The organism is Robertmurraya sp. FSL W8-0741, from assembly GCF_038004005.1.
GTDB classification, from domain to species: Bacteria; Bacillota; Bacilli; order Bacillales; family Cytobacillaceae; genus Robertmurraya; species Robertmurraya siralis.
Genome location: NZ_JBBOQG010000001.1, coordinates 232,441 through 258,909, shown reverse-complemented (window position 1 = coordinate 258,909; position 26,469 = coordinate 232,441). Strand labels below are relative to the sequence as shown.

Annotated in this window: 36 protein-coding genes; 29 read left to right on the top strand and 7 right to left on the bottom strand. The window is 39.6% G+C overall.

The features are described from left to right. From rplP to rpsI, 29 genes are all read left to right on the top strand, one after another. On the top strand, positions 1 to 435 hold the full coding sequence (gene rplP, locus NST02_RS01310) for a 50S ribosomal protein L16 (RefSeq protein ID WP_095313734.1): 435 nt from the start codon (positions 1 to 3) through the stop codon (positions 433 to 435). Beyond that, a complete protein-coding gene (gene rpmC, locus NST02_RS01305; RefSeq protein WP_003351417.1) occupies positions 425 to 628 on the top strand; it encodes a 50S ribosomal protein L29 in 204 nt (67 codons plus the stop codon). Before rplP ends, rpmC begins: the two co-directional genes overlap by 11 nt. Positions 629 to 650: 22 nt before the next feature. Beyond that, entirely contained in the window at positions 651 to 914 is a 264-nt protein-coding gene (rpsQ, locus tag NST02_RS01300) for a 30S ribosomal protein S17 (RefSeq protein WP_019157093.1), read from the top strand. Positions 915 to 954: 40 nt separating this feature from the next. Further along, a complete protein-coding gene (gene rplN, locus NST02_RS01295) occupies positions 955 to 1,323 on the top strand; it encodes a 50S ribosomal protein L14 (protein WP_019157094.1) in 369 nt (122 codons plus the stop codon). A 36-nt stretch (positions 1,324 to 1,359) separates the two neighbouring features. Further along, positions 1,360 to 1,671 carry a 50S ribosomal protein L24 gene (rplX, locus tag NST02_RS01290; protein ID WP_019157095.1) on the top strand — a complete coding sequence of 104 codons (312 nt, stop codon included), beginning with the start codon at positions 1,360 to 1,362 and terminating at the stop codon, positions 1,669 to 1,671. A gap of 27 nt (positions 1,672 to 1,698) precedes the next feature. Continuing rightward, positions 1,699 to 2,238: a 50S ribosomal protein L5 gene (gene rplE / locus NST02_RS01285; RefSeq protein WP_095313737.1), complete on the top strand. Its 540-nt coding sequence runs from the start codon at positions 1,699 to 1,701 to the stop codon at positions 2,236 to 2,238. A gap of 25 nt (positions 2,239 to 2,263) precedes the next feature. Further along, entirely contained in the window at positions 2,264 to 2,449 is a 186-nt protein-coding gene (gene rpsN, locus NST02_RS01280; RefSeq protein ID WP_001085700.1) for a 30S ribosomal protein S14, read from the top strand. A 30-nt stretch (positions 2,450 to 2,479) separates the two neighbouring features. Beyond that, positions 2,480 to 2,878, top strand: coding sequence for a 30S ribosomal protein S8 (gene rpsH, locus NST02_RS01275; protein ID WP_095313741.1), 399 nt, complete (start codon positions 2,480 to 2,482; stop codon positions 2,876 to 2,878). Positions 2,879 to 2,909: 31 nt separating this feature from the next. Continuing rightward, a complete protein-coding gene (gene rplF / locus NST02_RS01270) occupies positions 2,910 to 3,446 on the top strand; it encodes a 50S ribosomal protein L6 (RefSeq protein WP_095313742.1) in 537 nt (178 codons plus the stop codon). Positions 3,447 to 3,478: 32 nt separating this feature from the next. Next, entirely contained in the window at positions 3,479 to 3,841 is a 363-nt protein-coding gene (gene rplR, locus NST02_RS01265) for a 50S ribosomal protein L18 (RefSeq protein WP_095313746.1), read from the top strand. A 23-nt stretch (positions 3,842 to 3,864) separates the two neighbouring features. Beyond that, on the top strand, positions 3,865 to 4,365 hold the full coding sequence (gene rpsE / locus NST02_RS01260; protein WP_095313748.1) for a 30S ribosomal protein S5: 501 nt from the start codon (positions 3,865 to 3,867) through the stop codon (positions 4,363 to 4,365). A gap of 13 nt (positions 4,366 to 4,378) precedes the next feature. After that, positions 4,379 to 4,561 carry a 50S ribosomal protein L30 gene (rpmD, locus tag NST02_RS01255; RefSeq protein WP_095313750.1) on the top strand — a complete coding sequence of 61 codons (183 nt, stop codon included), beginning with the start codon at positions 4,379 to 4,381 and terminating at the stop codon, positions 4,559 to 4,561. A 32-nt stretch (positions 4,562 to 4,593) separates the two neighbouring features. Beyond that, a complete protein-coding gene (rplO, locus tag NST02_RS01250; protein ID WP_095313752.1) occupies positions 4,594 to 5,034 on the top strand; it encodes a 50S ribosomal protein L15 in 441 nt (146 codons plus the stop codon). Continuing rightward, positions 5,034 to 6,326 (top strand): preprotein translocase subunit SecY, encoded by a 1,293-nt coding sequence (gene secY, locus NST02_RS01245; RefSeq protein ID WP_095313754.1) that lies wholly within the window; start codon positions 5,034 to 5,036, stop codon positions 6,324 to 6,326. Before rplO ends, secY begins: the two co-directional genes overlap by 1 nt. Positions 6,327 to 6,381: 55 nt before the next feature. After that, on the top strand, positions 6,382 to 7,035 hold the full coding sequence (locus NST02_RS01240) for an adenylate kinase (RefSeq protein WP_095313756.1): 654 nt from the start codon (positions 6,382 to 6,384) through the stop codon (positions 7,033 to 7,035). Next, a complete protein-coding gene (map, locus tag NST02_RS01235) occupies positions 7,032 to 7,778 on the top strand; it encodes a type I methionyl aminopeptidase (protein ID WP_095313758.1) in 747 nt (248 codons plus the stop codon). Before NST02_RS01240 ends, map (NST02_RS01235) begins: the two co-directional genes overlap by 4 nt. A 15-nt stretch (positions 7,779 to 7,793) precedes the next feature. Next, entirely contained in the window at positions 7,794 to 8,078 is a 285-nt protein-coding gene (locus NST02_RS01230; RefSeq protein ID WP_095313760.1) for a KOW domain-containing RNA-binding protein, read from the top strand. Between the two features lie 72 nt (positions 8,079 to 8,150). Continuing rightward, positions 8,151 to 8,369 carry a translation initiation factor IF-1 gene (infA, locus tag NST02_RS01225; RefSeq protein ID WP_019157108.1) on the top strand — a complete coding sequence of 73 codons (219 nt, stop codon included), beginning with the start codon at positions 8,151 to 8,153 and terminating at the stop codon, positions 8,367 to 8,369. 232 nt (positions 8,370 to 8,601) lie between these two features. Then, entirely contained in the window at positions 8,602 to 8,715 is a 114-nt protein-coding gene (rpmJ, locus tag NST02_RS01220) for a 50S ribosomal protein L36 (RefSeq protein WP_000868344.1), read from the top strand. A 21-nt stretch (positions 8,716 to 8,736) separates the two neighbouring features. Then, positions 8,737 to 9,102, top strand: a complete 366-nt coding sequence (gene rpsM / locus NST02_RS01215; RefSeq protein WP_095313762.1) for a 30S ribosomal protein S13 — start codon at positions 8,737 to 8,739, stop codon at positions 9,100 to 9,102. A 21-nt stretch (positions 9,103 to 9,123) separates the two neighbouring features. After that, on the top strand, positions 9,124 to 9,513 hold the full coding sequence (rpsK, locus tag NST02_RS01210; RefSeq protein ID WP_019157110.1) for a 30S ribosomal protein S11: 390 nt from the start codon (positions 9,124 to 9,126) through the stop codon (positions 9,511 to 9,513). 205 nt (positions 9,514 to 9,718) lie between these two features. After that, positions 9,719 to 10,663: a DNA-directed RNA polymerase subunit alpha gene (locus NST02_RS01205; RefSeq protein ID WP_095313764.1), complete on the top strand. Its 945-nt coding sequence runs from the start codon at positions 9,719 to 9,721 to the stop codon at positions 10,661 to 10,663. A gap of 62 nt (positions 10,664 to 10,725) precedes the next feature. Beyond that, positions 10,726 to 11,088 (top strand): 50S ribosomal protein L17, encoded by a 363-nt coding sequence (gene rplQ, locus NST02_RS01200; RefSeq protein WP_019157112.1) that lies wholly within the window; start codon positions 10,726 to 10,728, stop codon positions 11,086 to 11,088. An 826-nt stretch (positions 11,089 to 11,914) separates the two neighbouring features. Beyond that, positions 11,915 to 12,754: an energy-coupling factor ABC transporter ATP-binding protein gene (locus NST02_RS01195; protein WP_137744325.1), complete on the top strand. Its 840-nt coding sequence runs from the start codon at positions 11,915 to 11,917 to the stop codon at positions 12,752 to 12,754. Further along, positions 12,730 to 13,599, top strand: coding sequence for an energy-coupling factor ABC transporter ATP-binding protein (locus NST02_RS01190; RefSeq protein WP_137744324.1), 870 nt, complete (start codon positions 12,730 to 12,732; stop codon positions 13,597 to 13,599). Before NST02_RS01195 ends, NST02_RS01190 begins: the two co-directional genes overlap by 25 nt. Beyond that, a complete protein-coding gene (locus NST02_RS01185; protein WP_095313772.1) occupies positions 13,596 to 14,393 on the top strand; it encodes an energy-coupling factor transporter transmembrane component T family protein in 798 nt (265 codons plus the stop codon). The genes NST02_RS01190 and NST02_RS01185 overlap by 4 nt, the downstream gene beginning before the upstream one ends. Before the next feature lie 15 nt (positions 14,394 to 14,408). Next, a complete protein-coding gene (gene truA, locus NST02_RS01180; RefSeq protein WP_340947744.1) occupies positions 14,409 to 15,179 on the top strand; it encodes a tRNA pseudouridine(38-40) synthase TruA in 771 nt (256 codons plus the stop codon). A 143-nt stretch (positions 15,180 to 15,322) separates the two neighbouring features. After that, on the top strand, positions 15,323 to 15,760 hold the full coding sequence (gene rplM / locus NST02_RS01175; protein WP_137744323.1) for a 50S ribosomal protein L13: 438 nt from the start codon (positions 15,323 to 15,325) through the stop codon (positions 15,758 to 15,760). Positions 15,761 to 15,778: 18 nt separating this feature from the next. Then, positions 15,779 to 16,171 carry a 30S ribosomal protein S9 gene (gene rpsI / locus NST02_RS01170; RefSeq protein WP_019157118.1) on the top strand — a complete coding sequence of 131 codons (393 nt, stop codon included), beginning with the start codon at positions 15,779 to 15,781 and terminating at the stop codon, positions 16,169 to 16,171. A gap of 348 nt (positions 16,172 to 16,519) precedes the next feature. On the opposite strand, the gene NST02_RS01165 is transcribed toward rpsI, so the two are convergent. The 7 genes from NST02_RS01165 to NST02_RS01135 all read right to left on the bottom strand — a co-directional run bounded on the left by NST02_RS01165 (position 16,520) and on the right by NST02_RS01135 (position 26,439). Further along, the gene (locus NST02_RS01165) at positions 16,520 to 16,846 is read right to left on the bottom strand and encodes an SH3 domain-containing protein (protein ID WP_268951603.1); all 327 of its coding nucleotides are present in this window, start codon (positions 16,844 to 16,846) and stop codon (positions 16,520 to 16,522) included. A gap of 225 nt (positions 16,847 to 17,071) precedes the next feature. Further along, positions 17,072 to 17,530, bottom strand: coding sequence for a DinB family protein (locus NST02_RS01160; RefSeq protein WP_235879537.1), 459 nt, complete (start codon positions 17,528 to 17,530; stop codon positions 17,072 to 17,074). 515 nt (positions 17,531 to 18,045) lie between these two features. Then, positions 18,046 to 18,786: a type I methionyl aminopeptidase gene (map, locus tag NST02_RS01155; RefSeq protein ID WP_095313789.1), complete on the bottom strand. Its 741-nt coding sequence runs from the start codon at positions 18,784 to 18,786 to the stop codon at positions 18,046 to 18,048. A gap of 136 nt (positions 18,787 to 18,922) precedes the next feature. Then, entirely contained in the window at positions 18,923 to 20,377 is a 1,455-nt protein-coding gene (hpaB, locus tag NST02_RS01150; RefSeq protein ID WP_095313791.1) for a 4-hydroxyphenylacetate 3-monooxygenase, oxygenase component, read from the bottom strand. A 564-nt stretch (positions 20,378 to 20,941) separates the two neighbouring features. After that, positions 20,942 to 22,519 carry a SagB family peptide dehydrogenase gene (locus tag NST02_RS01145; RefSeq protein ID WP_340947739.1) on the bottom strand — a complete coding sequence of 526 codons (1,578 nt, stop codon included), beginning with the start codon at positions 22,517 to 22,519 and terminating at the stop codon, positions 20,942 to 20,944. Positions 22,520 to 22,543: 24 nt separating this feature from the next. Further along, positions 22,544 to 24,484, bottom strand: a complete 1,941-nt coding sequence (locus tag NST02_RS01140) for a TOMM precursor leader peptide-binding protein (RefSeq protein ID WP_340947737.1) — start codon at positions 24,482 to 24,484, stop codon at positions 22,544 to 22,546. Beyond that, a complete protein-coding gene (locus NST02_RS01135) occupies positions 24,484 to 26,439 on the bottom strand; it encodes a putative thiazole-containing bacteriocin maturation protein (protein WP_340947736.1) in 1,956 nt (651 codons plus the stop codon). The genes NST02_RS01140 and NST02_RS01135 overlap by 1 nt, the downstream gene beginning before the upstream one ends. Positions 26,440 to 26,469: the final 30 nt, after the last annotated feature.

Sequence of the window (26,469 nt, the reverse complement as noted above, 5' to 3'; positions counted from 1 at the left end):
ATGTTAGTGCCTAAACGCGTTAAATATCGTCGTCAACACCGTGGAAAAATGCGCGGTCAAGCGAAGGGCGGTACTGAAGTTAATTTCGGTGAATTCGGTTTACAAGCAACTGAGGCATCTTGGATTACAAACCGTCAAATTGAAGCTGCACGTATTGCGATGACTCGTTATATGAAACGTGGCGGTAAAGTTTGGATTAAAATTTTCCCGCATAAGCCTTACACAGCTAAGCCTCTTGAAGTCCGCATGGGTTCCGGTAAAGGTGCTCCGGAAGGATGGGTTGCAGTTGTTAAACCTGGGAAAGTAATGTTTGAAATCGCAGGTGTTTCTGAAGAAATCGCACGTGAAGCATTACGACTTGCATCACACAAACTTCCTGTAAAATGTAAGTTTGTAAAACGAGAAGAAATTGGTGGTGAATCAAATGAAAGCTAATGAAATTCGTGACCTTACCACTGCCGAAATAGAACAAAAAGTAAAATCATTAAAAGAAGAGCTTTTCAACCTGCGCTTTCAATTGGCGACTGGACAACTTGAAAATACAGCTCGCATCCGTGAAGTACGCAAAGCGATTGCTCGCATGAAAACTGTTATTCGTGAAAGAGAGATCGGCGTCAATAATCGATAATCTTTGAGAGGAGGTTCGCACAATGAGTGAACGCAACCAACGCAAAGTTTACACTGGACGTGTCGTTTCAGACAAAATGGATAAGACAGTTACTGTACTTGTTGAAACATACAAGAAGCATCCATTATACGGTAAACGCGTTAAGTACTCTAAAAAGTACAAAGCTCATGATGAGCAGAACCAAGCAAAAATCGGCGATGTTGTACGTATTATGGAAACTCGCCCACTTTCCGCAACTAAACGTTTCCGTTTAGTAGAAGTAGTAGAAAAAGCTGTCATTATATAATGCTCGGAATTAGTTTTCATCCCGAAGGGAGGTTACACAAATGATTCAACAAGAAACACGTTTAAAAGTTGCTGATAACTCAGGTGCTCGTGAAGTACTTACCATTAAAGTTCTTGGTGGTTCAGGCCGCAAAACTGCTAATATTGGTGATGTTATCGTTTGTACAGTGAAACAAGCAACACCAGGAGGCGTTGTTAAAAAAGGCGACGTTGTAAAGGCTGTTATTGTTCGTACAAAGAGCGGAGCACGTCGTACTGATGGTTCATACATTCGTTTCGATGAAAACGCATGTGTAATTATCCGTGACGACAAGAGCCCACGTGGAACACGTATTTTCGGACCAGTTGCTCGCGAACTCCGTGATAATAACTTTATGAAAATTGTATCATTAGCTCCAGAAGTACTATAATTTCAAAACTAATTGCCTTTAAGGAGGTGCGAACAGATGCATGTAAAAAAAGGTGATAAAGTAATGGTCATCTCTGGTAAGGATAAAGGCAAATCAGGTGTGATTTTAGCAGCTTACCCAAAACAAAGCCGTGTCTTAGTTGAAGGTGTAAATATCGTTAAAAAACACTCTAAGCCTAGCCAAGTGAATCCTAACGGTGGAATCATCAGCCAGGAGGCACCTATTCATGTATCAAACGTAATGCCAATCGATCCGAAGTCTGGTGAGCCAACTCGCGTAGGCTACAAAGTGGAAGATGGCAAAAAAGTACGTGTTGCAAAAAAATCCGGTGAAGTTCTAGATAAATAGTTCAAATGAAGAAGGGAGGTACAATGAATGAACCGCCTAAAAGAAAAGTATCAAAAAGAAATCACTCCTGCTCTAATGAGCAAGTTTAACTATAAATCAGTTATGCAAGTACCTAAGTTAGAAAAAATCGTTATCAACATGGGTGTTGGTGATGCAGTACAAAACGCAAAAGCATTAGATAACGCAGTTGAAGAATTAGCGACAATTACTGGTCAAAAACCGGTTGTAACTCGCGCTAAAAAATCAATCGCTGGTTTCCGTCTTCGTGAAGGGATGCCAATCGGTGCAAAAGTTACCCTTCGTGGTGAGCGTATGTACGAATTCTTCGATAAATTAGTTTCTGTATCTTTACCACGTGTACGTGACTTCCGCGGTATCTCTAAGAAATCATTTGATGGTCGTGGTAACTACACTTTAGGTGTAAAAGAACAGTTAATCTTCCCTGAAATTGATTATGATAAAGTAAGCAAGGTTCGTGGTATGGATATCGTTATCGTTACTACAGCTAATACTGATGAAGAAGCTCGTGAACTTTTAACTCAATTTGGAATGCCATTCCAAAAGTAATCGCTAAAATAAGGGAGGCGAAAACGTGGCTAAAAAGTCAATGATTGCGAAGCAAAAACGCACGCCGAAATTTAAGGTACAAGAATATACACGCTGCGAACGTTGTGGGCGTCCACATTCTGTATACCGTAAATTTAAGCTCTGCCGTATTTGTTTCCGTGAATTAGCATACAAAGGACAAATTCCTGGTGTGAAAAAAGCTAGCTGGTAAACCCCATTTCTGGGAAGGAGGTAAAAAACAATGGTCATGACAGATCCAATTGCAGATTTGCTAACTCGCATCCGTAATGCGAATATGGTTCGTCACGAAAAATTAGAGGTTCCTGCTTCTAATATTAAGAAAGAGATCGCTGAAATTTTAAAGCGTGAAGGTTTCATTCGTGATGTTGAATATATCGAGGATAACAAGCAAGGCATCATTCGTATTTTCTTAAAATACGGTGCTAACAACGAACGTGTTATCACAGGTTTAAAACGTATCAGCAAGCCTGGTCTTCGTGTTTATGCTAAAACGAACGAAGTACCACGTGTACTAAACGGACTTGGTATCGCATTAGTATCTACTTCTCAAGGCGTTCTTACAGATAAAGAAGCTCGCGCTAAACAAGTTGGCGGAGAAGTATTAGCTTACGTTTGGTAATAGAGTTTCTTAAAGAATGGAGGTGCAATAAATGTCTCGTGTAGGAAAAAAACCAATTGAAATTCCAGCAGGTGTTACCGTTACTATTAACGGCAGCGTCGTAACTGTAAAAGGTCCTAAAGGTGAATTAAGTCGTTCATTCAGCCCTGATATGGAAATTAAAATGGAAGAGAACGTAATTAACGTAGTTCGTCCTTCTGAATCTAAAGAACACCGTACTATTCACGGTACAACTCGTGCACTACTTGCAAACATGGTAGAAGGTGTTTCTAAAGGTTTTGAAAGAAATTTAGAACTTATCGGTGTCGGTTACCGTGCTCAAAAGCAAGGAAAGAAACTTGTATTGAACGTTGGTTACTCTCATCCTGTTGAAATCGAGCCTGAAGAAGGCCTTGAAATCGAAGTTCCTTCAAATACTAAGGTAACTGTAAAAGGAATTAACAAAGAGCGTGTTGGTGCATTAGCAGCTAACATCCGTGATGTTCGTCCGCCAGAGCCTTATAAAGGTAAAGGAATTCGTTACGAAGGCGAATATGTTCGTCGTAAAGAAGGTAAAACAGGTAAGTAATGCCGCGTAGGTAAACGAAAGGAGTGACCTAAATGATTACGAAGGCTGATAAAAATGCAACCCGTAAGAAAAGACACGCACGTGTGCGTTCTAAACTTTCTGGTACTGCAGCTCGTCCTCGTTTAAATGTGTTCCGTTCTAGCAAACACATTTATGCGCAACTCATTGACGATGTGAATGGAGTTACTTTAGTAAGTGCTTCAACTTTAGATAAAGAAGTTAGTCTTGAATCTACTGGAAACGTTGATGCAGCAGTTAAGGTCGGAGAATTGGTTGCAAAGCGCGCAGTAGAAAAAGGTTTAAAAGCTGTTGTTTTTGACCGTGGAGGTTATTTATATCACGGACGTGTGAAAGCTTTGGCTGATGCAGCTCGTGAAAATGGGTTAGAATTTTAAGAGACAAAGGAGGGACACAATAGATGCGTCGTATTGATCCAAACAAACTTGAACTTGAAGAACGCGTAGTTACAGTTAATCGTGTAGCGAAGGTTGTAAAAGGTGGACGTCGTTTTCGTTTCTCTGCTCTTGTAGTAGTAGGAGACAAAAACGGTCACGTTGGATTTGGTACTGGGAAAGCTCAAGAGGTACCAGATGCTATCCGTAAAGCAATTGAAGATGCGAAGAAAAACTTAATCGAAGTGCCTATGGTAGGATCTACTCTTCCTCACCAAGTTATCGGACACTTTGGCGCTGGTGAAATTCTTCTTAAGCCAGCTTCTGAAGGTACAGGAGTTATCGCTGGAGGACCAGTTCGTGCGGTTCTGGAATTGGCTGGTGTTGGTGATATCCTTTCTAAATCATTAGGAACAAATACACCAATTAATATGGTTCGTGCCACTGTGGACGGATTAAAACAATTAAAACGTGCTGAAGACGTAGCGAAATTACGTGGTAAGTCAGTAGAAGAACTGTTAGGATAAGGAGGGAAATCAAATGGCTAACAAATTAGAAATTACCCTCACTCGCAGTGTTATTGGTCGCCCACAGGATCAAAAGGAAACTGTTAAAGCATTAGGTCTTCGCAAAATGCATCAAACAGTGGAGAAAAATGATAATCCTGCTATCCGTGGAATGATTAACAAAGTTGCTCACTTAGTAACAGTGAAAGAAATATAATTTAATTCTTCTTAAAATAAGGAGGTGCCAACATGAAACTTCATGAATTAAAACCTGCAGAAGGATCTCGTCACGAACGTAAACGTAAGGGACGCGGTATTGGGTCTGGTAATGGTAAGACTGCTGGTAAAGGTCATAAAGGTCAAAATGCTCGTTCGGGCGGTGGCGTACGTCCAGGATTTGAGGGTGGTCAAACACCTCTATTCCGTCGTTTACCAAAGCGTGGATTTACGAATATCAACCGTAAAGAGTATGCGATCGTTAACCTTGATGCTTTAAATCGTTTCGAAGACGGTACAGTCGTTTCTCCAGAACTTCTTATCGAAACAGGGATTGTAAGCAAAGAAAAAGCAGGAATCAAGGTTCTTGCTAACGGTAAGTTAGAGAAAAAGCTTACAATTAAAGCTCATAAATTCTCCTCTGCTGCTAAGGAAGCAATTGAAGCTGCCGGCGGTAACTTAGAGGTGATTTAATGTTTCAGACAATCTCCAATTTTATGCGCGTGGGTGATATAAGACGAAAGATCATATTCACCCTTTTAATGTTGATTGTTTTCCGAATCGGTACATTCATCCCCGTACCGGGAGTGGATGCTGAAGTTTTAAAAGCTCAGGATCAACTAAATGTATTTGGCGTACTAAATACATTTGGCGGTGGTGCATTATTGAATTTCTCCATTTTGGCAATGGGAATCATGCCGTACATTACAGCGTCGATCATCATTCAATTGTTACAAATGGATGTTGTACCGAAGTTTACGGAGTGGTCTAAGCAAGGAGAAGTTGGACGTCGTAAATTAGCTCAATTTACACGTTATTTCACCATTGTTCTAGGGTTCATCCAGGCTTTTGGGATGTCGTATGGTTTTAACAATATGGCTGGCGGATTGTTAATTAACAACCCTGGTATCGCTAGCTATCTGCTAATTGCTACTGTTTTAACGGCAGGTACGGCGTTTTTAATGTGGCTTGGCGAGCAAATTACGTCCAAGGGTGTTGGTAACGGAATCTCGATTATCATCTTTGCGGGTATCGTATCTGGAATCCCTTCAACATTAAATCAGATTTATGCTCAACAATTCGAAAACGCTGGAGATGCGCTATTCATTCGTATTGTGACCATGCTTCTTATTTTGGCTGCTGCCATTGCGATTATTGTTGGAGTTATTTTTGTTAACCAAGCGTTACGTAAAATTCCAATCCAATATGCAAAACGTATGGTGGCGGGGCGTATGCCTACTGGTCAATCTACGCATTTACCGTTAAAAGTAAATGCCGCTGGGGTTATTCCAGTTATCTTTGCTATTTCATTTATTGTAACACCGACCACGATTGCGCAATTCTTTGAACAAAACAATGTTACAATGTGGATTCAAAGAGTTTTTGATTATTCACAGCCAATCGGAATGGTAATCTACAGCGCACTAATTATTGCGTTTACTTATTTCTATGCCTTTATTCAAGTTAATCCTGAACAGGTAGCTGACAACTTGAAGAAGCAAGGTGGTTATATTCCAGGTATTCGTCCAGGGAAGAGTACACAGGAATATTTAACTCGTGTCTTATATCGTTTAACATTTGTTGGTGCGATTTTCTTAGCGGCTATTGCAATATTGCCGGTGTTTTTCGTGAATTTTGCTGGTTTGCCTCAGTCTGCGCAAATCGGTGGAACAAGTTTGCTTATCGTGATTGGGGTTGCCCTTGAAACGATGAAACAACTTGAAGCTCAGCTTGTTAAACGTCACTATAAAGGTTTTATTAAATAATTCGGTCGTGGGGACAACTGGTTCCCATACCGTTTTAGCCTAAGGAGGAATTCACGTGAATTTAGTTTTAATGGGTCTTCCGGGTGCCGGTAAAGGTACACAAGCCGAGAAAATCGTCGAAAAATACGGCATTCCTCATATTTCAACAGGCGACATGTTTCGTGCAGCAATGAAAGAAGGTACGGAATTAGGCTTAAAAGCAAAATCTTTTATGGATCAAGGAGCGCTTGTTCCAGACGAAGTAACAATCGGAATTGTGAAAGAACGGTTAAGCAAAGAAGATTGTCAAAATGGATTCTTGTTAGATGGTTTTCCAAGAACAGTTCCTCAAGCAGAAGCTCTGGAATCCATTCTTGTTGAATTGGGGAAAAAGATTGATTTCGTTTTGAATATTGATGTTGATCAAAGTGTTTTAATGGAGCGATTAACAGGACGCCGCATTTGTAAAAGCTGTGGCGCCACTTATCACTTAGTATTCAATCCTCCTGCTGTAGCGGGTGTATGTAATCGTTGTGGCGGAGAGCTGTACCAACGTGCAGATGATAATGCTGAAACGGTAAATAATCGACTTCAGGTGAACATCGAACAGGCGAAACCATTACTCGATTTCTACGAAACAAAAGGGTACTTGAGAAATATTGATGGCAGACAGGATATTAATAAAGTATTTGTTGATATCGATTATCTTCTCGGGGGCATAACTGCATGATTATCTGTAAAACCCCTAGGGAAATTGAAATCATGCGTGAAGCTGGGCGGATTGTAGCATTAACCCATCAGGAATTAAAAAAGCATATAGCTCCCGGGATAACCACAAAAGAGTTGGATGAAATTGCCGAAACATTTATCCGTTCTCATCATGCATATCCTTCTTTTAAAGGGTATAATGGTTTCTCTGGAAGCATTTGTGCGTCTGTGAATGAAGAGCTTGTTCACGGTATTCCTGGTAAGCGTGTCTTACAAGAGGGCGATATTATCAGCATTGATATTGGTGCGAGATATGAAGGCTATCACGGTGATTCGGCGTGGACTTACCCTGTTGGTAAAATTGACGAAGTATCTGCACGTCTTTTAGACGTAACAGAACAATCTTTGTACAATGGTCTTAAGGAAGCTGGTCCAGGTGCGCGTCTATCGAACATCTCCAATAGCGTTCAGACGTATGTAGAATCGAATGGTTTTTCTATCGTGCGTGAGTATGTTGGGCATGGAATAGGGCAAGACTTACATGAGGACCCACAAATTCCTCATTATGGTCCACCTAATAAAGGTCCATTGTTAAAACCGGGAATGGTACTTTGCGTAGAACCGATGGTGAATGTGGGAAGTCGTTTTGTTAAAACTTTGGCTGATGATTGGACGGTAGTAACAACAGATGGCAAGAGATGTGCCCATTTTGAGCATACGATTGCGATTACGGAAACCGGATATGACATTCTAACGATAGTCTAAGAAGGTGATCCAAGGGTGGACTATCCTTCTCGATCAAAATTAGGTCAAATAGTCTTAATTTCACACGGGCGAGATGCAGGACAATATGCTATAATAGTAAGGTTGTTAGATGAACGCTTTGTTTTTGTAGCGGACGGCGATAAAAAGAAGTTTGACCGGCCGAAAAAGAAGAATCTATTACACCTTGAGCTAATTGATTATGTATCTCTGGAAGTTCAAAGAAGTTTATTAGAAACCGGTCGCGTAACGAATGGAAAACTGCGATATGCATTGAAAAAGTTTGAATTCAATAATCAATAAGATTTGTTCATTAGCGTGAGAGTTGAAGGTTTTACCACTCTATGATAAATCTTTGAAGGGAGAATAAGTTCGATGGCGAAAGATGATGTAATTGAAATTGAAGGTACAGTACTTGAAACTTTGCCGAATGCAATGTTTAAGGTAGAATTAGAAAATGGTCATACAGTGTTAGCTCATGTTTCTGGTAAGATTCGCATGCATTTTATTCGTATTTTACCAGGTGACAAAGTAACTGTTGAGCTATCCCCATATGATTTAACACGCGGAAGAATTACTTACCGCTTTAAATAAGTGAAGCTCTTTTCTCAATCTTTGTTCCTAATCCAAGACATGTTAGTATTGTATTCATGATTAATAGGAATGAAATTGTATGTAAGGGCTGAGAAAAGTGCCTGCGTACTATATTAGTTGCGGATACAAACAACTTTAACGTAAAAATCGGCCTTTGGATTTTTACAAACAAGATTGAGTGTAAGAACTTTATAAATCTATTGCACTCCGTACTATCAAGGAGGTTAGGATAATGAAAGTTAGACCATCTGTTAAGCCGATCTGCGAAAAATGTAAAGTTATCCGCAGACGCGGTAAGGTTATGGTTATATGTGAAAACCCTAAGCATAAACAAAAACAAGGTTAATATTAAGGAGGTGCGCATATAATGGCACGTATTGCTGGTGTAGACGTCCCACGTGAAAAGCGTGTAGTGATTTCTCTAACATACATTTATGGTATTGGTAAAAGTACAGCACAAAAGGTTTTAGCTGAAGCTGGTGTTTCTGAAAACACTCGCGTTCGCGATTTAACTGAAGATGAATTAAATAAAATCCGTGACATCATTGACAAGCTAAAGGTTGAAGGGGATCTTCGTCGTGAAGTATCTTTAAACATTAAGCGTCTAATGGAAATCGGAAGCTACCGTGGTCTTCGTCATCGTCGTGGTTTACCTGTTCGCGGTCAAAATACGAAGAACAATGCTCGTACTCGTAAAGGCCCACGTAAAACTGTAGCTAACAAGAAGAAATAATCGGTAAAGGAGGTACTTTAAATGGCTCGTAAAACAAATACACGTAAACGTCGTGTTAAAAAGAATATTGAACAAGGTGTTGCACACATTCGTTCTACTTTCAATAACACAATCGTAACTATTACAGACGTTCATGGAAATGCAATTGCATGGTCCAGTGCTGGTGCATTAGGATTTAAAGGTTCTCGTAAATCTACTCCTTTTGCAGCTCAAATGGCAGCTGAAACAGCAGCGAAGTCTTCTATGGAACACGGAATGAAAACTCTTGAGGTAACAGTTAAAGGTCCTGGTGCAGGTCGTGAAGCAGCTATTCGTGCTCTTCAAGCTGCTGGTCTTGAGGTTACGGCAATTAGAGACGTAACTCCAGTTCCACATAACGGTTGCCGTCCACCTAAGCGTCGTCGTGTGTAATTTTTCTGTATAGATTTTAAATCCCTGTCTATAATGGGAAAAGTAAGATATTTTCACTACCGTGAAAAATCTGCGATACAAAATTTTTGTTAAATAAATACAGAATCATTCATCCAGTTGTTGTGCACAATCGGGAACGTATACAGGGGGAATTTCAGTTAGGACTCTTAACTGAGATTTCGACGTTTTGAAGGAGGGTAATTTGATGATCGAAATAGAAAAACCAAAAATCGAAACGGTTGAGATCAGCGATGATGCAAAGTACGGGAAGTTCGTCGTAGAACCACTTGAGCGTGGATATGGTACTACTTTGGGTAACTCCTTACGTCGTATCCTATTATCGTCACTCCCAGGTGCCGCTGTCACATCGATTCAAGCTGATGGAGTACTTCATGAGTTTCAAACAATTGAAGGCGTCGTTGAAGATGTTACATCTATCATTTTAAACATTAAAAAGCTTGCACTTAAAATCTACTCTGATGAAGAGAAGACGCTTGAGATTGATGTCCAAGGTGAAGGTGTAGTAACAGCAGCCGATATCACTCATGATAGTGATGTTGAGATTTTAAACCCGGATCTTCACATTGCGACCCTAGGTAAAAACGGTAATTTGCGTATGCGATTAACGGCCAAAAGGGGTCGAGGTTATACGCCTGCTGATCAAAACAAGAGAGAAGATCAACCGATCGGTGTCATTCCAATCGATTCAATCTATACTCCAGTTTCACGTGTGGCTTTCCAAGTTGAAAATACGCGTGTCGGCCAATTAACCAACTATGATAAGTTAACTTTAGATGTGTGGACAGATGGAAGTACTGGTCCTCAAGATGCGGTTGCATTAGGAGCTAAGATCTTTACAGAACATTTGAATATCTTCGTTGGGTTAACGGATGAAGCGCAAAATGCTGAAATCATGGTTGAAAAAGAAGAAGATCAAAAAGAAAAAGTTCTTGAGATGACGATTGAGGAACTTGATTTATCAGTTCGTTCATATAACTGCTTAAAGCGTGCAGGCATCAACACTGTTCAGGAATTAGCGAATAAGACTGAAGAAGATATGATGAAGGTACGAAATTTAGGACGTAAATCTCTTGAAGAAGTAAAACATAAATTAGAGGAGCTTGGTTTAGGCTTACGTAAGGATGACTAATTAGTCCCTTAAAGGTGAGATATGCCAATGCTTTAGGACTTCAACAAAGGAGGGAAACTTTCATGGGATACAGAAAGTTAGGACGCACAAGCGCTCAGCGTAAAGCAATGTTACGTGACTTAGCTACAGATTTAATCATCAATGAGCGTATTGAAACAACTGAAGCTCGTGCGAAAGAACTTCGTTCAGTTGTGGAAAAAATGATTACACTTGGAAAACGTGGAGATCTTCATGCTCGCCGTCAAGCTGCTGCTTTCGTTCGCAATGAGATTGCAAATGCTGAAGAAAACCAAGATGCACTACAAAAGTTATTCTCTGATATCGCTACTCGTTACCAAGAGCGTCAAGGTGGATATACTCGTATCATGAAGCTTGGGCCACGTCGTGGAGACGGTGCTCCAATGGTCATTATCGAATTAGTGTAATATCCTTTTTCATGTTTAGCAGCAGCGTCTACACCCTCGAAAAGGAAGAACTTGATCGTTCCTTTGCCATAAATCAATCCATCATTTAAGGGTGGGCTGATCTTGTGCTTGTTGGGTGTGGAAAGGCGCTGACGCTTTTCTACCAAACAAGGGCATAGGACAGTTTGAACAAACTTGTTCATTGCCCTTTTTCTGTAAGAGAAGATTGAACTAAGCCATTACTAGAGTGTTACGATGGGCATGTATCTTTTGGATCTTTATTTTACGCTAATTCCTCCTTACTTATGAGCGGGAATTATGCTTTACATGTCACGTCTAGCTCACGCACCTCTTTGAAAGGGTTTTTAAAGAGGTGCAGGCTTTATGTAATACACTAGAGCCAATGGAAGACATTTGTTTTGAAAAATAGTGAACTTATTTATATTTTTAAATTGTCTTCGCATACTAAAGGCTCGCCAAAATGGCGAGTTTTCTTTTTTAAGGGAATTATTTCGAACTCTTTAAGAGTGTATTTCCTCCTAGCACAAGGTCGCCAAAGACTAACAAATACAGGTCCCAGTAAAAATCAGTATTTCGGTTTTACAACTTACGATAAGTCAACAGCAGGTTCCCTTTATTGTTTGTATGGCGAAGAACACTAAGGAACGATACGAGCTTTAATTGCTTTGAAGGCGCCATGCGCTTTTGTCCTTTAACTAGGAAACATCATTTCGCCCCTCTTTTTTTCTCCTCAGTACCCAATCCTTATTTAAAAAATGGTATAGTAGATTTCGTTAAGAGTTTAGAAAAGAATAGTAAAGTGAAGCGGAGTTGAGAGGAGGATATTATGAATAAACCACTAGTGTCAATCGAGCATGTACATTTTAAATATGAAGGACAAGAGGAATATGCCCTTAAGGACGTATCCTTACAAATATATGACGGTGAATGGCTAGCGATCGTTGGACATAATGGTTCAGGAAAATCAACACTAGCTAAGCTTTTAAATGGCCTCCAATATCCTGAAAAAGGAAGGATTCAAATAGGAGAATTGGAATTGACGGAAGACACGGTTTGGGAAACACGAAAATTGATCGGAATGGTTTTTCAAAATCCAGATAATCAATTTGTGGGTACTACTGTTCAGGATGACGTCGCCTTTGGTTTAGAGAATAACGGTATTCTCCGGGAAGAAATGGTAGAGAGGGTGGAAAACTCTTTAAAACAGGTGCAAATGGAAGCATTTTTGCAACAGGAACCCCATCAGTTGTCAGGCGGTCAAAAACAGCGTGTAGCCATTGCAAGTGTTATTGCGCTCCGTCCGCAAATTATTGTGTTGGATGAAGCAACTTCGATGCTGGACCCACGGGGAAGAGAAGAAGTCCTTAATGTTATTCGAGAGCTGAAGGAAGATCATGATATGACAGTGATCTCCATTACCCATGATTTAGAAGAGGCGGCAAAGGCAGATCGGATGATTGTCTTAAATCGCGGACAACTATACCGTGAGGGTACGCCTGAGGAAATTTTTCAATTGGATGAGGAATTGGTCAAGCTTGGCTTAGACATTCCATTTCCAGTGAAAATAAGCAAAATGCTGAGGGAAAAAGGCATTCCTGTTAGCAAAAGTTATCTATCAGAGGAAGCGTTGGTGGCACAGTTATGGACATCTCACTCCGGCAAGTAGAATATCGTTATCAAGCAAATTCACCCTTTGAACGTTTGGCCATTGAAAATGTCTCCATTGACATTCCATCGGGAACTTACCTCGCGATTATTGGCCATACGGGCTCAGGGAAATCGACCATTCTTCAGCATTTAAATGCGATTTTGAAGCCTACAAAAGGAAAGGTCGTCATTGGTGAGCGAGAAGTGACCAATGCGAAAAAGCAAAAGAATTTGAAAGAAATTCGTAAAAGAGTCGGGATTGTCTTTCAATTTCCAGAGCATCAGCTCTTTGAAGAAACAGTAGAAAAGGATATTTGTTTTGGACCGATGAATTTCGGCGTTACTGAGGAAGCAGCAAAGAGACGGGCCAGAGAAGCAATTAGACAGGTTGGACTATCAGAAGAAATTCTCCAAAAGTCACCATTCGATCTTTCAGGTGGACAAATGAGGCGTGTCGCAATTGCTGGGGTACTGGCGATGGAGCCGGATGTCATCGTCCTAGACGAGCCTACTGCAGGTCTAGATCCACGCGGACGAAAGGAAATTATGGAGATGTTTTATCAGCTCCATAAAAAACGAAACCTATCTACTGTTCTTGTGACCCATAGTATGGAGGACGCCTCTTTGTATGCGGATCAAATTGTAATTATGCATCGAGGTCAAGTATATAAGAAAGGCACACCGCAAGAAATCTTTCATTCTCCTGAAGGGCTGCTTGAGCTTGGGTTAGACGTCCCTGAAGTCGTTCGATTCCAACAGAAGGTGGAGAAAGCTTTTCAGACAAAGCTGGGCAAAACTTGCTTGACGATTGAAGAGCTGACGGGAGAAATTGAAAAGCTTTTTAAAGGGGGACAACCATTATGATGGATAAAATGATTTTTGGTCGTTATATCCCGGCGGAATCTCCCTTGCACCGAATGGATCCAAGATCAAAACTGATTCTCGTGTTTGCATTCGTTTGTGTTGTGTTTATCGCTAATAATGCCATTACGTATGGCATATTAGTAGTCTACACATTATTTATGGTTCTATCTTCAAAAGTGCCGCTCCACTTTTTGTTCGGAGGATTAAAACTAGTATTTTGGCTCGTCTTATTCACCTTGATCCTACATCTTTTTTTCACGAAGGAAGGGGAGATCATTTTTCAATGGGGCTGGGTTACGATTTATGAAGAAGGCTTAAAGAAGGGAATCTTTATTTCGCTAAGATTTTTCCTTTTAATTTTAATGACTTCATTATTAACATTAACGACGACCCCAATTGAGATTACAGACGGGATCGAAATTTTACTTGACCCGCTGAAGAGGATAAAATTTCCTGTTCATGAATTAGCGCTTATGATGTCCATTTCCTTGCGTTTTATTCCCACTTTGATGCAGGAAACGGATAAGATTATGAAGGCTCAGACAGCTCGCGGAGTAGAGTTTTCAGGAGGGCCGGTGAAGGAACGAATTAAAGCGATTATCCCATTGTTAATCCCGTTGTTTATCGGTTCCTTTAAACGGGCAGAGGAACTGGCGATTGCGATGGAAGCAAGAGGCTATCGTGGAGGCGAGGGACGCACCAGGTACCGTCAGCTTCGTTGGGGACTGGTCGATACATTGATGCTGTTATTGCTTGTTGTAATAGCGGTAGCGCTATTCTTTTTCAGATCATAAGGAGAAGGAGAAAATATGCAGAGGTTAAAATGTGAGCTGGCTTATGATGGTTCAGCCTTTTCAGGTTATCAAATCCAACCGAATAAACGTACCGTGCAGGGTGAGCTAGAACAGGCATTACTAAAGCTTCATAAAGGACAGGTAGTAAAGGTGTATGCTTCAGGACGCACTGATGCCGGTGTCCATGCCAGAGGTCAAGTCATTCATTTTGACACTCCGCTGCAGATCCCAGGGGAAAGGTGGAGTGTCGCTCTGCAGACTCTCCTTCCGGACGATATCTCAATCCTTGCTGTGACAAAGGTTGCGCCTACTTTCCATGCCCGTTTTGATGTGACGGCGAAAGAATATCGTTATCTTGTCTATAGAGAGCAAGCGCATGATCCTTTTCGTCGCAACTTTGCTTATCATTATCCCTATTCCATTGATATTGCGGCCATTAAGGCTGCTAGTCGCCACTTGCTCGGCGTTCATGATTTTTCGAGCTTTTGCTCAGCTAAAACAGAGGTTGAGGATAAGGTTAGGGAAATGTATGAGATTGAGGTAATGGAGGATGGAGGATTCCTTGTTTTCCGCTTTGTTGGGAATGGTTTCCTTTACAATATGGTTAGAATATTGGTAGGGACATTGCTACAGATTGGAGCTGGGAAAATTGCAGTGGCGGATATTCCAGCTATCCTCGCAAAGAAAAATCGGATTTATGCAGGCAAGACCGCACCGCCGCAGGGGCTGTACTTGTGGAAAGTGTTTTATGAATCATGTATAACAACTTGTCCTGGTGTCAAATAACTTCTTGACATATGGAGTACAGTGTTTTATCATAATATGGTATGTATTTTAATCCCACGATAAGCCCCGGAACTTATTGTGATAAAGAATATACGAACATGAAAATGAATTTTTGAAAATGAACAATTTTAGGAGGGTAACTCATGCGTACAACGTTTATGGCTAACGCTAACAATATCGAACGTAAATGGTACGTAGTAGATGCTGCAGGCAAGACTTTAGGTCGTCTTACTTCTGAAGTAGCGTCTATTCTACGTGGTAAACATAAACCAACTTTCACACCACATGTTGACACTGGTGATCATGTAATCATTATCAATGCTTCTCAAATCGAATTGACTGGTAAGAAGCTTACTGACAAAATCTACTACCGTCATTCCATGCACCCAGGCGGATTAAAGACTAGAACGGCGCTTGAAATGCGTACAAACTACCCTGAAAGAATGCTTGAGCTTGCTATTAAAGGTATGCTTCCAAAGAATTCTTTAGGTCGTCAAATGTTCAAGAAATTACACGTTTATGCTGGAGCAGAGCATCCACATGAAGCACAAAAACCTGAAGTTTGGGAACTTCGCGGATAATTAAGGGAGGATTTATAAATGGCACAGGTTCAATACATTGGTACTGGTCGTCGTAAGAGTTCCGTTGCAAGAGTTCGTTTAGTTCCAGGCAATGGTAAAATTACGGTGAACGATCGTGATATTACAGATTACATTCCATTCGAAGCACTACGTGAAGTAGTGAAGCAACCGTTAAATGCTACTGAAACACTTGGTAGCTATGATGTTCTAGTTAACGTTAAAGGTGGCGGCTATACTGGTCAAGCTGGCGCAATCCGCCATGGTATCGCACGTGCGTTGCTTCAAGCTGACCCAGAATTCCGTCCAACTCTTAAGCGTGCTGGACTATTAACTCGTGACGCTCGTATGAAGGAACGTAAAAAATACGGCCTTAAAGGTGCTCGTCGTGCACCTCAGTTCTCAAAGCGTTAAGATATTGGGAATTATTAAACCCTCAACCACGCATGGTTGGGGGTTTTTACTTTATATGCGTTGCTTTAAAATCGTTGAAAATCGCACATGTAATATACACATTTTTTATAGAGAAAGCAGCCTTTCTCATAGTGTTCAATTGCTATGAGTAGCTGCTCTATGCCCTTATGTGTATATACTTTATCCGAAATATCTTTAGAATCATAACGCATTATTCACATTATTCTGGGCTGAATCATTGCTTCTTGTCAGGATGAGAAGTAGCCAAGATATTCGTATTTCTGTTACCGTTATTGTATTTAAATAAAAAATCAGGCATTTCACCTGATTTATAGTTAGCTTTTTCTTCTATTCAGATAAACATGAGGTAGGTATCCAACCAAACTCACCTTTTTCTGTTTTACAGTATGTCCAATCATTTAAATGCTTTATTCCAAACAATACTTCTTCTGGATATGCGGTTAACTCATGAGCAGAATAGTCCTGAGTAATTCTTGATATTCCCGCGTTATTAGGAGGAGTTAAAATTTGTTTTGGAACCCAGCCTTCTTTTTGAGTGTCTAGAGATGTGCAAAAAATCCAGTTTGGAAATTGTGTATCTTCTTTTCCAAATAATACTTTTTGATCTTTCTTTAAGACAATGGGATCAGGATAGTTTGATACATGTTTTTTTATTACAGTATATTTTCTCAGAACAATACATCTCCTTTTTAATCCTTATAATAAATCGAAAGTGAGATTAAACAACTACTTATTTTGTATTAAGTTTACTAGGTTATTTGAGCTTATTAGGGATAATCCTAAGAAGCTTGCTAGAAGAGTACAAATTCCCCCCACTTTCTAGAGATGAATATTACAGAGCTTTATTGATGGACGAAACGCTCCCCTCCTGTAACAATATTAAAATAAAGGTTTTTGAAAACTGTTAAGACTTGCAATAACTGCAATTTGTCCAATATGGTACTTTTCATGTGAATAAACATGATCAAACAGCCAGTTTAGGGTAGGCACTGAAGGTGGCGTCCATCCGTCCGAAAACTTAGGGACTTCAACTAACTTATTTAGTTGCGAATTGTCTAATTTGTGCAGGATATCATCTGTATATTTTCTAATCTGAATATAGCTTTCCAAGATTTCTTTAGTGGAACTGAATTCATTAACATTTAAAATACAATCTTTTTTTAGAGCAACTTCATTAATCCAATAGTCTTCACTGCTACTTATATGAGATATTATCCAAGCAATGTTATTTGGATAAACATCTGATTTCATATACCAATATTCTTCATCAAGATTGGTTAGGTAGGGGATTAAAGTTTTTCTAGGATCGTTTCGAAATGGAAAAAGCAAGAAAAACATCCTTTCTGTTTATATTTATGTTCTAGTTAATTATAAACTTACTAGGCTTACATGTAGGAATTAAAATAAAAAAAATAAAAATTTATGGGTTTAAGTTGGTTTAAATTAACTGTAATCTTATAAAGAACTTAACAGCTTTAAAGCATCAGTTCTTGTCGGTGCTTTTTTATCCACATGAAATCCATTAATAAACCTGTATTTCTCCCTTAAATAATTTGTCAATTTGGTTTAATTCGATGAATTGCACCATAATAACAGATTGATTTGCAACGGGATCCAGCGCCTTTAATAAGTTTCCCTTTGTGCTATTTTTAAAGTATAAGTGAATATAAATTGGTGAAAGGATTTTTCTTTTTGATTTTCCCAAAAAGACATTAAAAAAGAGGAACAGAATGTCCCTCTTTTTTGACAAAACCCTATTAGGTGCTCGGTTGCTCATTTAGCATTGTCCAATCTCCTGATGGGCAAGAGCCCTGTTAAATAGCTACATTGTATCCTATTGTGGTGTAACGCTTTTATAATGTAGTAATAATCGGTCCTTCTTTGGTAAGGATAACCGTATGTTCGTATTGAGCCACAAAGCTTTCATCGGTTAGGAAAGTCCAGCCATCTTCGGATTGGAAAACTTCCTCTTCAAATGTAGAGATCATAGGCTCAAAGGCAATTACTATACCATCTTTTAAAATTTCGTCATCCCAGGGAGTAAAGTAATTGAAAATATGATTTGGTTCTTCATGAATTGAACGGCCAACACCGTGCCCAGTAAGATTTTTTATGACTGTTAGGCCATGTTGTTTCGCTACATTGTGTGCAGCTTTACCGAGAGCGCTTTTTCTCGAACCTGGCTTAGCCTTCTTAAGTCCAGCATAGAATGCTTCTTTCGCAACGTCACATATTTTCTGTAAAGTTGTATCTCCTTCTCCTACTACAAAGGAAATGCCGGTATCTGCGAAATAGCCGTTTTTTGAACCGGAAACATCAATATTTACTATGTCCCCTTCTTGAATGGTTCGTTTCCCCGGAATTCCGTGTGCTACTTCTTCATTTATGCTTATGCAAGTATATCCAGGAAAATCGTAAGCACTTTTTGGAGCAGATTGGGCCCCAGCTTTTTCAAACATTTCTTTCGCAATTTCATCAAGTTCTTCTGTGGAAGTTCCAGGCTTTGTACTATAGACTAATTGATCCCGAATTTCTCCACAAATTTTCCCAATTTCTCTTAACCCATCAAAATCCTTTTTCGTTTTTGCAACCAATTTATCTCCTCCCCTTTTAATGTCATATATAATTCAACTTGTTTCTTGCACAAAGTCTAACCCGTTTATTTAACACTGCCTACTTTATATTCCCATATTAGCATGAACAGCTTTCTATTTAAATCGATATTCTTTATCAGTTAGTTTTCCTTTTTAGATTTAAAAATTTAGTAATCTTCTCAACATGTGGTTCTTTTAAATAGCTTCTGTATAAATCGCTGCTCAGTCGTATGGGATCACCAAAAAAATATCTTTCATATTGGGTTTGTCTTGTACCAAAAGGACTCATCGTAAGATCCCATGCTAAACGGAATAGTTTAACTCGATCCTCAGCATCCATGCTATATGCTTGAAGATATTGATCCAGATCTGCTCTAATTTCTGATCCAAAGTCTTTTTCGGTGGGAATTGAAATCATTCCGCTAGCACCGATTAATTGAATAATTTCACAGAAACGGGGATATATTCTAGGGAAAATGTTACTGGCAACTTGCAGTGGTATCATGCTGGGGCACATACATCCCCATTCATCTAATATGGCATCATTTTCTGCCCTTTCTAATAGCGATTTCATGGTTTCAAGGCCTATTATGATTTCTGAAAGTTTTTCTTGTATATGCTGATACTCGACAACATTAATCGCCTCAACGAGGAGTTGTGCCACCCCAAGTATAAATTCTGCTTTTACAATTTGCCTGCTTACTACTTGATGGTACGCAAAAATGTAAAAAGAGCTTTGGGTCATAAAATCTGTAGCTACTTCGACATTATTATAAAAAAATACACGGTCCCATGGAACTAGCGTATTGTCAAAGACAACAATCGAATCCATCTCTTCATATCTTGAGCTTAGGGGATGATTAAAAGAAGATTCTCCTCCTGTAAAGGACTCTCTGCAAATAAATCTTAATCCTTTTGTATTAGAAGGGATGGAAAAGGCAAACGCTTCATCTTTATTAAAATATAATTTTGGCGCAGAAATTACCAATAATTCATCAGTTAAACCGCCCTGAGTAGCGAGGAGGCGGGCACCATTAATAATCAGCCCGTTTTGATTATGTTTAATGACCTTTGCGGAGATAGGCTTCTCAGACATCCCCAAATAAAACTGGGAACGATTCACCTGGGGAGTAATAAATGTATGTGTAAAGGAGAGGTCTTCCTCCATCGCCTTTTTATATAAGGACTGAATGTTCTCAGGAAAACAATTCTCCCTGTTGTTTAAAATTGCTGATGAGGATGCAAAGCTCATAACTGCTGTGTTCATATAATCAGGGCTTCTTCCCATTAAACCATGGGTAGCTCTTGCCCAGTGCTCCATCATTTTTCTTTTCCTTTTTAAATCATCTTTTGTTTTTGGCTGCATATAAGAAAGTCCGATACGTTCCCTTTGACCAGGTAAACAGAAAGTCATTTCATCTTTTAGAATGGGATCATTCTGTAAATCATATAGAGAAGCTTTTGTCTTAAGAACTCCTTTGAAGGCAAAATGCTCAGAAATTCTCCCTTTAATTTTTTCACCATCAAACCAAATTTCGCTTTCTAGCTTATTTAAACGATCAATATATTCTTTTCCGCTAATAATACCCATTTTTTCACTTCCTTTGTTATTTTGGGGGATAAATTGCTTAGTTATGGTTATTGGCATAACCTTGTATCATAATTTAATAGGAATAGGAGGGTATATTTTAAGAATTCCGGTATTTATAAGGACCCCATATATAGGAGGGGCAATGCCAAAACATTAAACAGTTATTCTAAGTGAGGTGGTTATTTGCGGGGTTGGAGATCATAGATGATGGTTCGCCGTTTTTTAAATGTTGCCCAATTGTTACTATTTTTTCTGTATATGGAGAAATATTTAATAAGGGAATGTTTAAGAAGATAAATAGAGACGAAAATTAGAGGAGAAGCGTTAAAAACACGCTTCTCTTTGATAGAGGTACGACACTTTTTTAACAATTAAAGGAAGTATGATCATTATATCAACAATGGAAAGTATAAATAATTATTGTAAATCCTCACCTATATTGTGTCCGTCCTTGTATCCTATACAGTCTATGGATCAACAATATGTTCAACAGGAATTTGAGCCCTACTGAAGCGAGCCTCAGTTCTTAGAATTGTACTTCTAAATTAAAATCTGATCTTTTCCCTAGCTATGCAAACTTCCCTTTAACCAAGCGCGTGGACGGTATGGGCCGATCGGAATTTGAATCAAGCTGGTTTTATCTTTCAAATGGAGCCTGTAAAGATCATCACATTGATTCGCATCAAATCCTAACAATGGATGCCCACCCATTCCTAATGCACCCGACAACAGAAGCATCCGTTGCATGAGTATGCCCGCTTCCATTTGTTGAATACGGTAACCTCTATATCCCAATACCCCCTTAAGGTGTTCTCTGTCTCCAACAATATGCATACAGAGTGGAACTTGATACAAATTTACGTTGGGCATGGTTAATCCAGACTGTAAAGCTTCCCGGAAATCCCCTTTGGCTATTCTCTGTAGTGCATGAGTGCTATTGTCATAAGAATAGGCGCCATTTGGAACTCCCTCTACGTTATAAAAACAGCCAAATAAAGAAGTCCGTGTTTCAATTTGTCCCTGTGTAATGTCAAGATCATTTTGGTATACAAAAGAAAATGTCTCCTTTAATAGAATAGATAATTGTGTAAGGCTCACTTGTCCCAATGTAAAATCGATATCAGGTGAATATCGCTTTCTGCAGGCAGATGCGATATCGTATGAAAAACACTCTGTAATTGGCAATAGGATCAGCTGCGTACCTAAGGAAGCCTCAGTATTGTTTTTGGTTAATTTTATGAAGGACTGTCTTGTTTCAAACATCGATTGTTCATTAAATTCCCTCAGTACAGGATAGTCAATGACTTTATTTGAACGATTATAGGAAGCATGGTGCAACTCTGGAATTTCCCGACACAATTCAGAAGCAGAAACCATTTCTTCCCTTTTTTCGTCATCAACACGAGGTATTGATGATTTCTTGCTTAATGGAATAACAGCATATACACTTTCCTCCATTTCGGATAATCCAAGTAAATGATTAATAGATCGATCAAGAAATTGATAACAGACCCGTGTTGAGAACCCCATCATATTGGCAATTTCTAAGCATTGCCCAATTAATCCTCCTGCATCTAACCCTTGGAGTCTGTAAGAAAAATTATTGTATTTATAAAAATTCTTTAAAAAAACAGTCGAGACAAATATGGTGCAAAAACAGTCCGAAATGGGAAGGCCCTTTTCAAGACCTCTAGATAAATAGAAATCGTAAGTTCCTTCTCGTAGTAAAATAAGACGATGATGTGCCACATCGTAATGGTAAATACCATTTGGAATTTCATCCAGTTTTATATATACATATAGTTCATTAGGATACAAAGCTCCTCCTGAGGGAACAAATCTCCTTAACGACTGTTTATAACTTACAAGCTTATCTTTGGTATCATCCATTAACGAAGATTGGGAGTATTGAGTTAAACCGTATACATACCATAAAAAATGACCAAGCTCATCTAGACTAGGGCTTTGGTTATTTTCTTTCTTCTTGAGAGTTGACGGCACTTCCGCAGATAATGGTATCTCTGGCAAGCCACGGTACAATTTATATGGAAGTGGGGCATCTTCCCAATCTATCTTCCAATCTGGATGAAAGAGTTTATCCGTGTCAAAATGCAATTGATGTATAAATGTGTCTAGATCCAAACCTTTTGTCCTCCTACTCTTCCACTATGGGAATGGATGTGGAAATGGATTAAGCTGATCATACGTTAATGGTGTTGGTGCAAAGCCTAGCTGCTTAGGTACCGTGAGCACCCTTTGCAAGCCTTTTACGCGAGTAAGGTGATGTCCAAATGTCATCGGTAACATACCGGGAATAAGTACTTTTACACAGAATAATCCATTCCGTTTAGTGATATCCGTGGTCTGGTCAACCACGATAACATCAAGATTTAAGTCGCGGAACCTCTGTAGAAGATCCTGAAGATCATCTTTTAAATCAGTATTGGCTGGTGGCTCCATAAATTCTTCCGCAAACGTTCGTACAGGACGATGATTATCTAATAAAAAATTCAGTCGATCCTCTGCTTCTTTCAAACCGTATAGCATACCATGGTCCTCCATCGTCCGGACTTCGAACGGGTCTTGCAGCATCTTTTGGTATTTCTGTCTGTTCATTTCCAATTTTTCATCATCCCTAAACATCATTCCTGCCAGTTCGTAGATCGAGCTTTTCACTGCTCTTACAGGATCAGGGTTTGCCCCAGCTGCACAAATTATATTTACGCCATGGGCTCTTCTGTTTTTTGCCACTGCCCAAACACTTGGAATTCCATGTTCCATCGTTGAGTTGTAAAAATAAAGGTCGTATCCGGCCATTTCAAGAATCCGGTCTACCATTAGCTGTAATTCTTGATCGTTTGCAGAACGAAGATCAAGCCGTGGAAGGGGGAGCTTGGCATACCAGGTTAACAAAAATGAATCTCTTTCAACGACTTCCATTATGGCGTGAAAAATGGCTTCCTCTAAACTTCCGCCTAAAGCACATCCGTTTGAAGTTTCATATACAAAGCCATCCCCACAGCTTAAACTATAATAGGCAAGCAGCTTAGGAACCAAAATAGGTCTCTCTTGCAAAAATGAGTAACCCCAGACCCAATCCATTGGGTCATCAGGATGAAACTTTTTGAATGGGAAATGAGGCAGTTCATATTTTTCAGATTCATGGACACCTACACTTAGTGGATTTAGTGCGTTATTTTTTAATCGGTGATAACTTTCACGAACGACTGTCCTTTTGCCACGGGGCTCGATTCCGCAATATCGCTCCAAGCCTTCCAAAATGGCGGTCATCTCACTGATTTCATAAGTATTAGATCTGCCCGCTACTCCCTCATTTCCTCTAAATAAAGGCATATTCACTAATACATCAGCAAACGGCAGTCTGAAATCCTGCATTTTCCCATTCATAAGCCCGGTGCGAGAATCAAGATAATCTTTGGTTAAAACGGTTTTTAATTCATTCATCGAACGACTGCGATAACTGCTACTATTGACTTTAGGACTGGATTGTAACCGAATTTGAGCTAATTCTGGTGAATCATTAGGCAAATTACTGCAAATCGGGCACGATGGGTCAGGCAGGAAAAAATGGTGAGAGCTTGATAATGTTTTCAGGTTCAGAATGAACATTTTTTCTTTTAAGTTGCTGGGTTCTCCTTGAATAATCCTCCGCACTTCATTCGTTAGTAAATTTGCCATTTGGTAAAAACCTGTTCGTGATCCCCAGGCATCTCGCCGTACATCTTCTTCTGCTGTTATTCTCTCTTGTAATTCCCACATTTCTTGACGATCGGGAGCTGCTGTTATACGTCTGATATCAGCACAGCAAGAACATCCCGGTGTGTCTGGAGGTACGAACGGTCCAATGATTCCTTCCCCAAACAAAACGAAGCCTCGAAGCCACGGGATACCTGCATTTCTAAATTTTTCTTCCGCTTTTTGATGAACCGATGGGTACCAGGAATCGTGAAGTACGAGCGCTAGTTTTGTTTCCATTGGAATATCTTCTACTAAACTTAAGCGCTTAATGGAAAAGCTTCCGGATAATTGAGTATAGACTAGATCCGATAATAAACCCTTTCCTTCAATGGTGATTTGGGCTGTCATTAGGAATCCTCCCCTCGAACCTGTACACCAAATACCCCTGATAGTTCCTGTTGTAAAAAAGGTTCGAACGAAAGATCATAGACCACTAACCGTTCCCTGCGTTCTTTTAAAACCTGAATGGAAGATCGTAGTAGCTCCAACTGAGTCATTTCATCACAAGAAGGAATGTGGAGTTTAAATTCCCTTTTTTCTAGCAAATTAGATCTTTCCGTTTCAGGTCCCTCAATTTCTGAAATTCCCTGGTTTTGAGTATTTAAAAGTGCGAGTTGTAACGCATTTCGTAATGCAAGCGTTATATTTAAACCAGCTTTCGTGTAATAACGATCATTCGACCTTACCCGAATGACAGGGAAACCCAGAACATCCTCTTTTAAATCGATGACCGGTGGCCCATTTAAGGTGGTTAGTGAACTTAAGTAATATTTGCAATACTGATCTTCCACGGACCCGAGCTGCAAATCTAAAATTGTGTCTTGTTGCTTTTCCTCCCGTTCTGTTAATTCTTGATCTAAATATTTTTGGAGCCCTCGACAAACGGCCTGTTCGATTGTTTCTCCTGCACCTATCCCCATAAACCCTTCCGGAATATCCGAATCATGATTCCGATTTTTGAATCCCTTAGCATGTGAATCGATCAAATGTGAAACATACATTTCAATGCCAGTTAACCCGGCATTTTTTTTGGCTTCCTCATGTGTGAAACCGGCACAAATCACTTCTGAAAGAAGTGGTGCTGGTCCGTTAGTCAAAGGGTTTACTGCCTGAACATAGCATTGTGACAGAGGAAGCTGTGTCAAATTTCGTTCCTCCCATGAATGAAAAATTCCTATTTCTTTAGAAGTCAGCCGACTAAAATATTCTAATAATTTGCTAGGTGGAGCATTTCTGTTAGATTCATGTTCAATCTTTACATCAAGGTCTTCTACCAGTCTGGGGGTTAAATTTATAGATGTTACTAATGGATGTGCAATGAATGATAACCAATTCCCTTCCAATGTTTCAAGGTCAAGCAGGTAAATTTGATTACTTTGAGTCTCTCCAATTCCTGCTGCTTTCTTGAAAAATTCAAATACAAGGCAATTTGCGAGGATGGCCCCTGATACTGAAGAGTAGTTGTTAGGCTTCTGGTCTATCTGCACGGCAGATTGATGAAGGCGGCGCCAAGCAGATTCCCAGCACCCATCTGATTCAGGATGAACAACTGGACCGGATAGCCCTACTTGCCCTAAACATACGGCAGGAAGGAATCCATTTCCTATTTCCTTACAGATAACATTAAGATTTCTTAGTTCATTTATATTCCCATCCTGCGAGACATAAAGAACCCACTCATATGGCTCCACAGCTTGCTTCCATAAACGCTCGTGGTTTCCTTTTTCAAGTTTAACCTCCTTAACCTCTACCTCGGAGTCTACATCATGAGCTTTCTGCACGATCTCATAAATCCTTGGTCGATTTGTCGGGATTGATTCTGTTACCAGAAAATTGAATTTTGGTAATCCCGATTCCATTAATGCACCTACCAATGAAACTAGGATGGGACCAGCTCCGACGACCAGAACTTTAGTTTGACGGAATTCTTGAAAGTGGTACGCACCAGAATCAACAAAGTTTTCAATAAATTCAATTTGCGAAGCATATTTTGCCAGAACTGTAGAATTTAATTGATGTGGTTGAGCCTTACTTACATATCGAACAAATCCATTCTCGTATAACGTTTCTCCAATTTCATAAACTCTTTTTTTGTAAGGGGCGGTTAGTCCGTCCGTTAATTCTTCCAATGTTTGTTCCCCATTAAACATCGGCATCAGTGTTTCAATCCACTGATAGATAGTGCTGCCTTTCATACGAAATGAGCTTTCGTTATTTCTAAAATACACACCACCTTCTGAATCAGGAAGATAAAATGTATCTCTTTTTACCTTTAGACGTGTGGAACCGTTTAATTTTGTCATTCAACTCCTCCTTGCTTCTAATCGATTCGA

Excerpts from the sequence above, each read along its gene's own strand:
- rplP (WP_095313734.1), top strand. The coding sequence starts at position 1 with ATGTTAGTGCCTAAACGCGTTAAATATCGTCGTCAACACCGTGGAAAA.
- rpmC (WP_003351417.1), top strand. The coding sequence starts at position 425 with ATGAAAGCTAATGAAATTCGTGACCTTACCACTGCCGAAATAGAACAA.
- rpsQ (WP_019157093.1), top strand. The coding sequence starts at position 651 with ATGAGTGAACGCAACCAACGCAAAGTTTACACTGGACGTGTCGTTTCA.
- rplN (WP_019157094.1), top strand. The coding sequence starts at position 955 with ATGATTCAACAAGAAACACGTTTAAAAGTTGCTGATAACTCAGGTGCT.
- rplX (WP_019157095.1), top strand. The coding sequence starts at position 1,360 with ATGCATGTAAAAAAAGGTGATAAAGTAATGGTCATCTCTGGTAAGGAT.
- rplE (WP_095313737.1), top strand. The coding sequence starts at position 1,699 with ATGAACCGCCTAAAAGAAAAGTATCAAAAAGAAATCACTCCTGCTCTA.
- rpsH (WP_095313741.1), top strand. The coding sequence starts at position 2,480 with ATGGTCATGACAGATCCAATTGCAGATTTGCTAACTCGCATCCGTAAT.
- rplF (WP_095313742.1), top strand. The coding sequence starts at position 2,910 with ATGTCTCGTGTAGGAAAAAAACCAATTGAAATTCCAGCAGGTGTTACC.
- rplR (WP_095313746.1), top strand. The coding sequence starts at position 3,479 with ATGATTACGAAGGCTGATAAAAATGCAACCCGTAAGAAAAGACACGCA.
- rpsE (WP_095313748.1), top strand. The coding sequence starts at position 3,865 with ATGCGTCGTATTGATCCAAACAAACTTGAACTTGAAGAACGCGTAGTT.
- rpmD (WP_095313750.1), top strand. The coding sequence starts at position 4,379 with ATGGCTAACAAATTAGAAATTACCCTCACTCGCAGTGTTATTGGTCGC.
- rplO (WP_095313752.1), top strand. The coding sequence starts at position 4,594 with ATGAAACTTCATGAATTAAAACCTGCAGAAGGATCTCGTCACGAACGT.
- secY (WP_095313754.1), top strand. The coding sequence starts at position 5,034 with ATGTTTCAGACAATCTCCAATTTTATGCGCGTGGGTGATATAAGACGA.
- map (WP_095313758.1), top strand. The coding sequence starts at position 7,032 with ATGATTATCTGTAAAACCCCTAGGGAAATTGAAATCATGCGTGAAGCT.
- infA (WP_019157108.1), top strand. The coding sequence starts at position 8,151 with ATGGCGAAAGATGATGTAATTGAAATTGAAGGTACAGTACTTGAAACT.
- rpmJ (WP_000868344.1), top strand. The coding sequence starts at position 8,602 with ATGAAAGTTAGACCATCTGTTAAGCCGATCTGCGAAAAATGTAAAGTT.
- rpsM (WP_095313762.1), top strand. The coding sequence starts at position 8,737 with ATGGCACGTATTGCTGGTGTAGACGTCCCACGTGAAAAGCGTGTAGTG.
- rpsK (WP_019157110.1), top strand. The coding sequence starts at position 9,124 with ATGGCTCGTAAAACAAATACACGTAAACGTCGTGTTAAAAAGAATATT.
- NST02_RS01205 (WP_095313764.1), top strand. The coding sequence starts at position 9,719 with ATGATCGAAATAGAAAAACCAAAAATCGAAACGGTTGAGATCAGCGAT.
- rplQ (WP_019157112.1), top strand. The coding sequence starts at position 10,726 with ATGGGATACAGAAAGTTAGGACGCACAAGCGCTCAGCGTAAAGCAATG.
- NST02_RS01195 (WP_137744325.1), top strand. The coding sequence starts at position 11,915 with ATGAATAAACCACTAGTGTCAATCGAGCATGTACATTTTAAATATGAA.
- NST02_RS01190 (WP_137744324.1), top strand. The coding sequence starts at position 12,730 with ATGGACATCTCACTCCGGCAAGTAGAATATCGTTATCAAGCAAATTCA.
- NST02_RS01185 (WP_095313772.1), top strand. The coding sequence starts at position 13,596 with ATGATGGATAAAATGATTTTTGGTCGTTATATCCCGGCGGAATCTCCC.
- truA (WP_340947744.1), top strand. The coding sequence starts at position 14,409 with ATGCAGAGGTTAAAATGTGAGCTGGCTTATGATGGTTCAGCCTTTTCA.
- rplM (WP_137744323.1), top strand. The coding sequence starts at position 15,323 with ATGCGTACAACGTTTATGGCTAACGCTAACAATATCGAACGTAAATGG.
- rpsI (WP_019157118.1), top strand. The coding sequence starts at position 15,779 with ATGGCACAGGTTCAATACATTGGTACTGGTCGTCGTAAGAGTTCCGTT.
- NST02_RS01160 (WP_235879537.1), bottom strand. The coding sequence starts at position 17,530 with ATGTTTTTCTTGCTTTTTCCATTTCGAAACGATCCTAGAAAAACTTTA.
- hpaB (WP_095313791.1), bottom strand. The coding sequence starts at position 20,377 with ATGGGTATTATTAGCGGAAAAGAATATATTGATCGTTTAAATAAGCTA.
- NST02_RS01140 (WP_340947737.1), bottom strand. The coding sequence starts at position 24,484 with ATGACAGCCCAAATCACCATTGAAGGAAAGGGTTTATTATCGGATCTA.
- NST02_RS01135 (WP_340947736.1), bottom strand. The coding sequence starts at position 26,439 with ATGACAAAATTAAACGGTTCCACACGTCTAAAGGTAAAAAGAGATACA.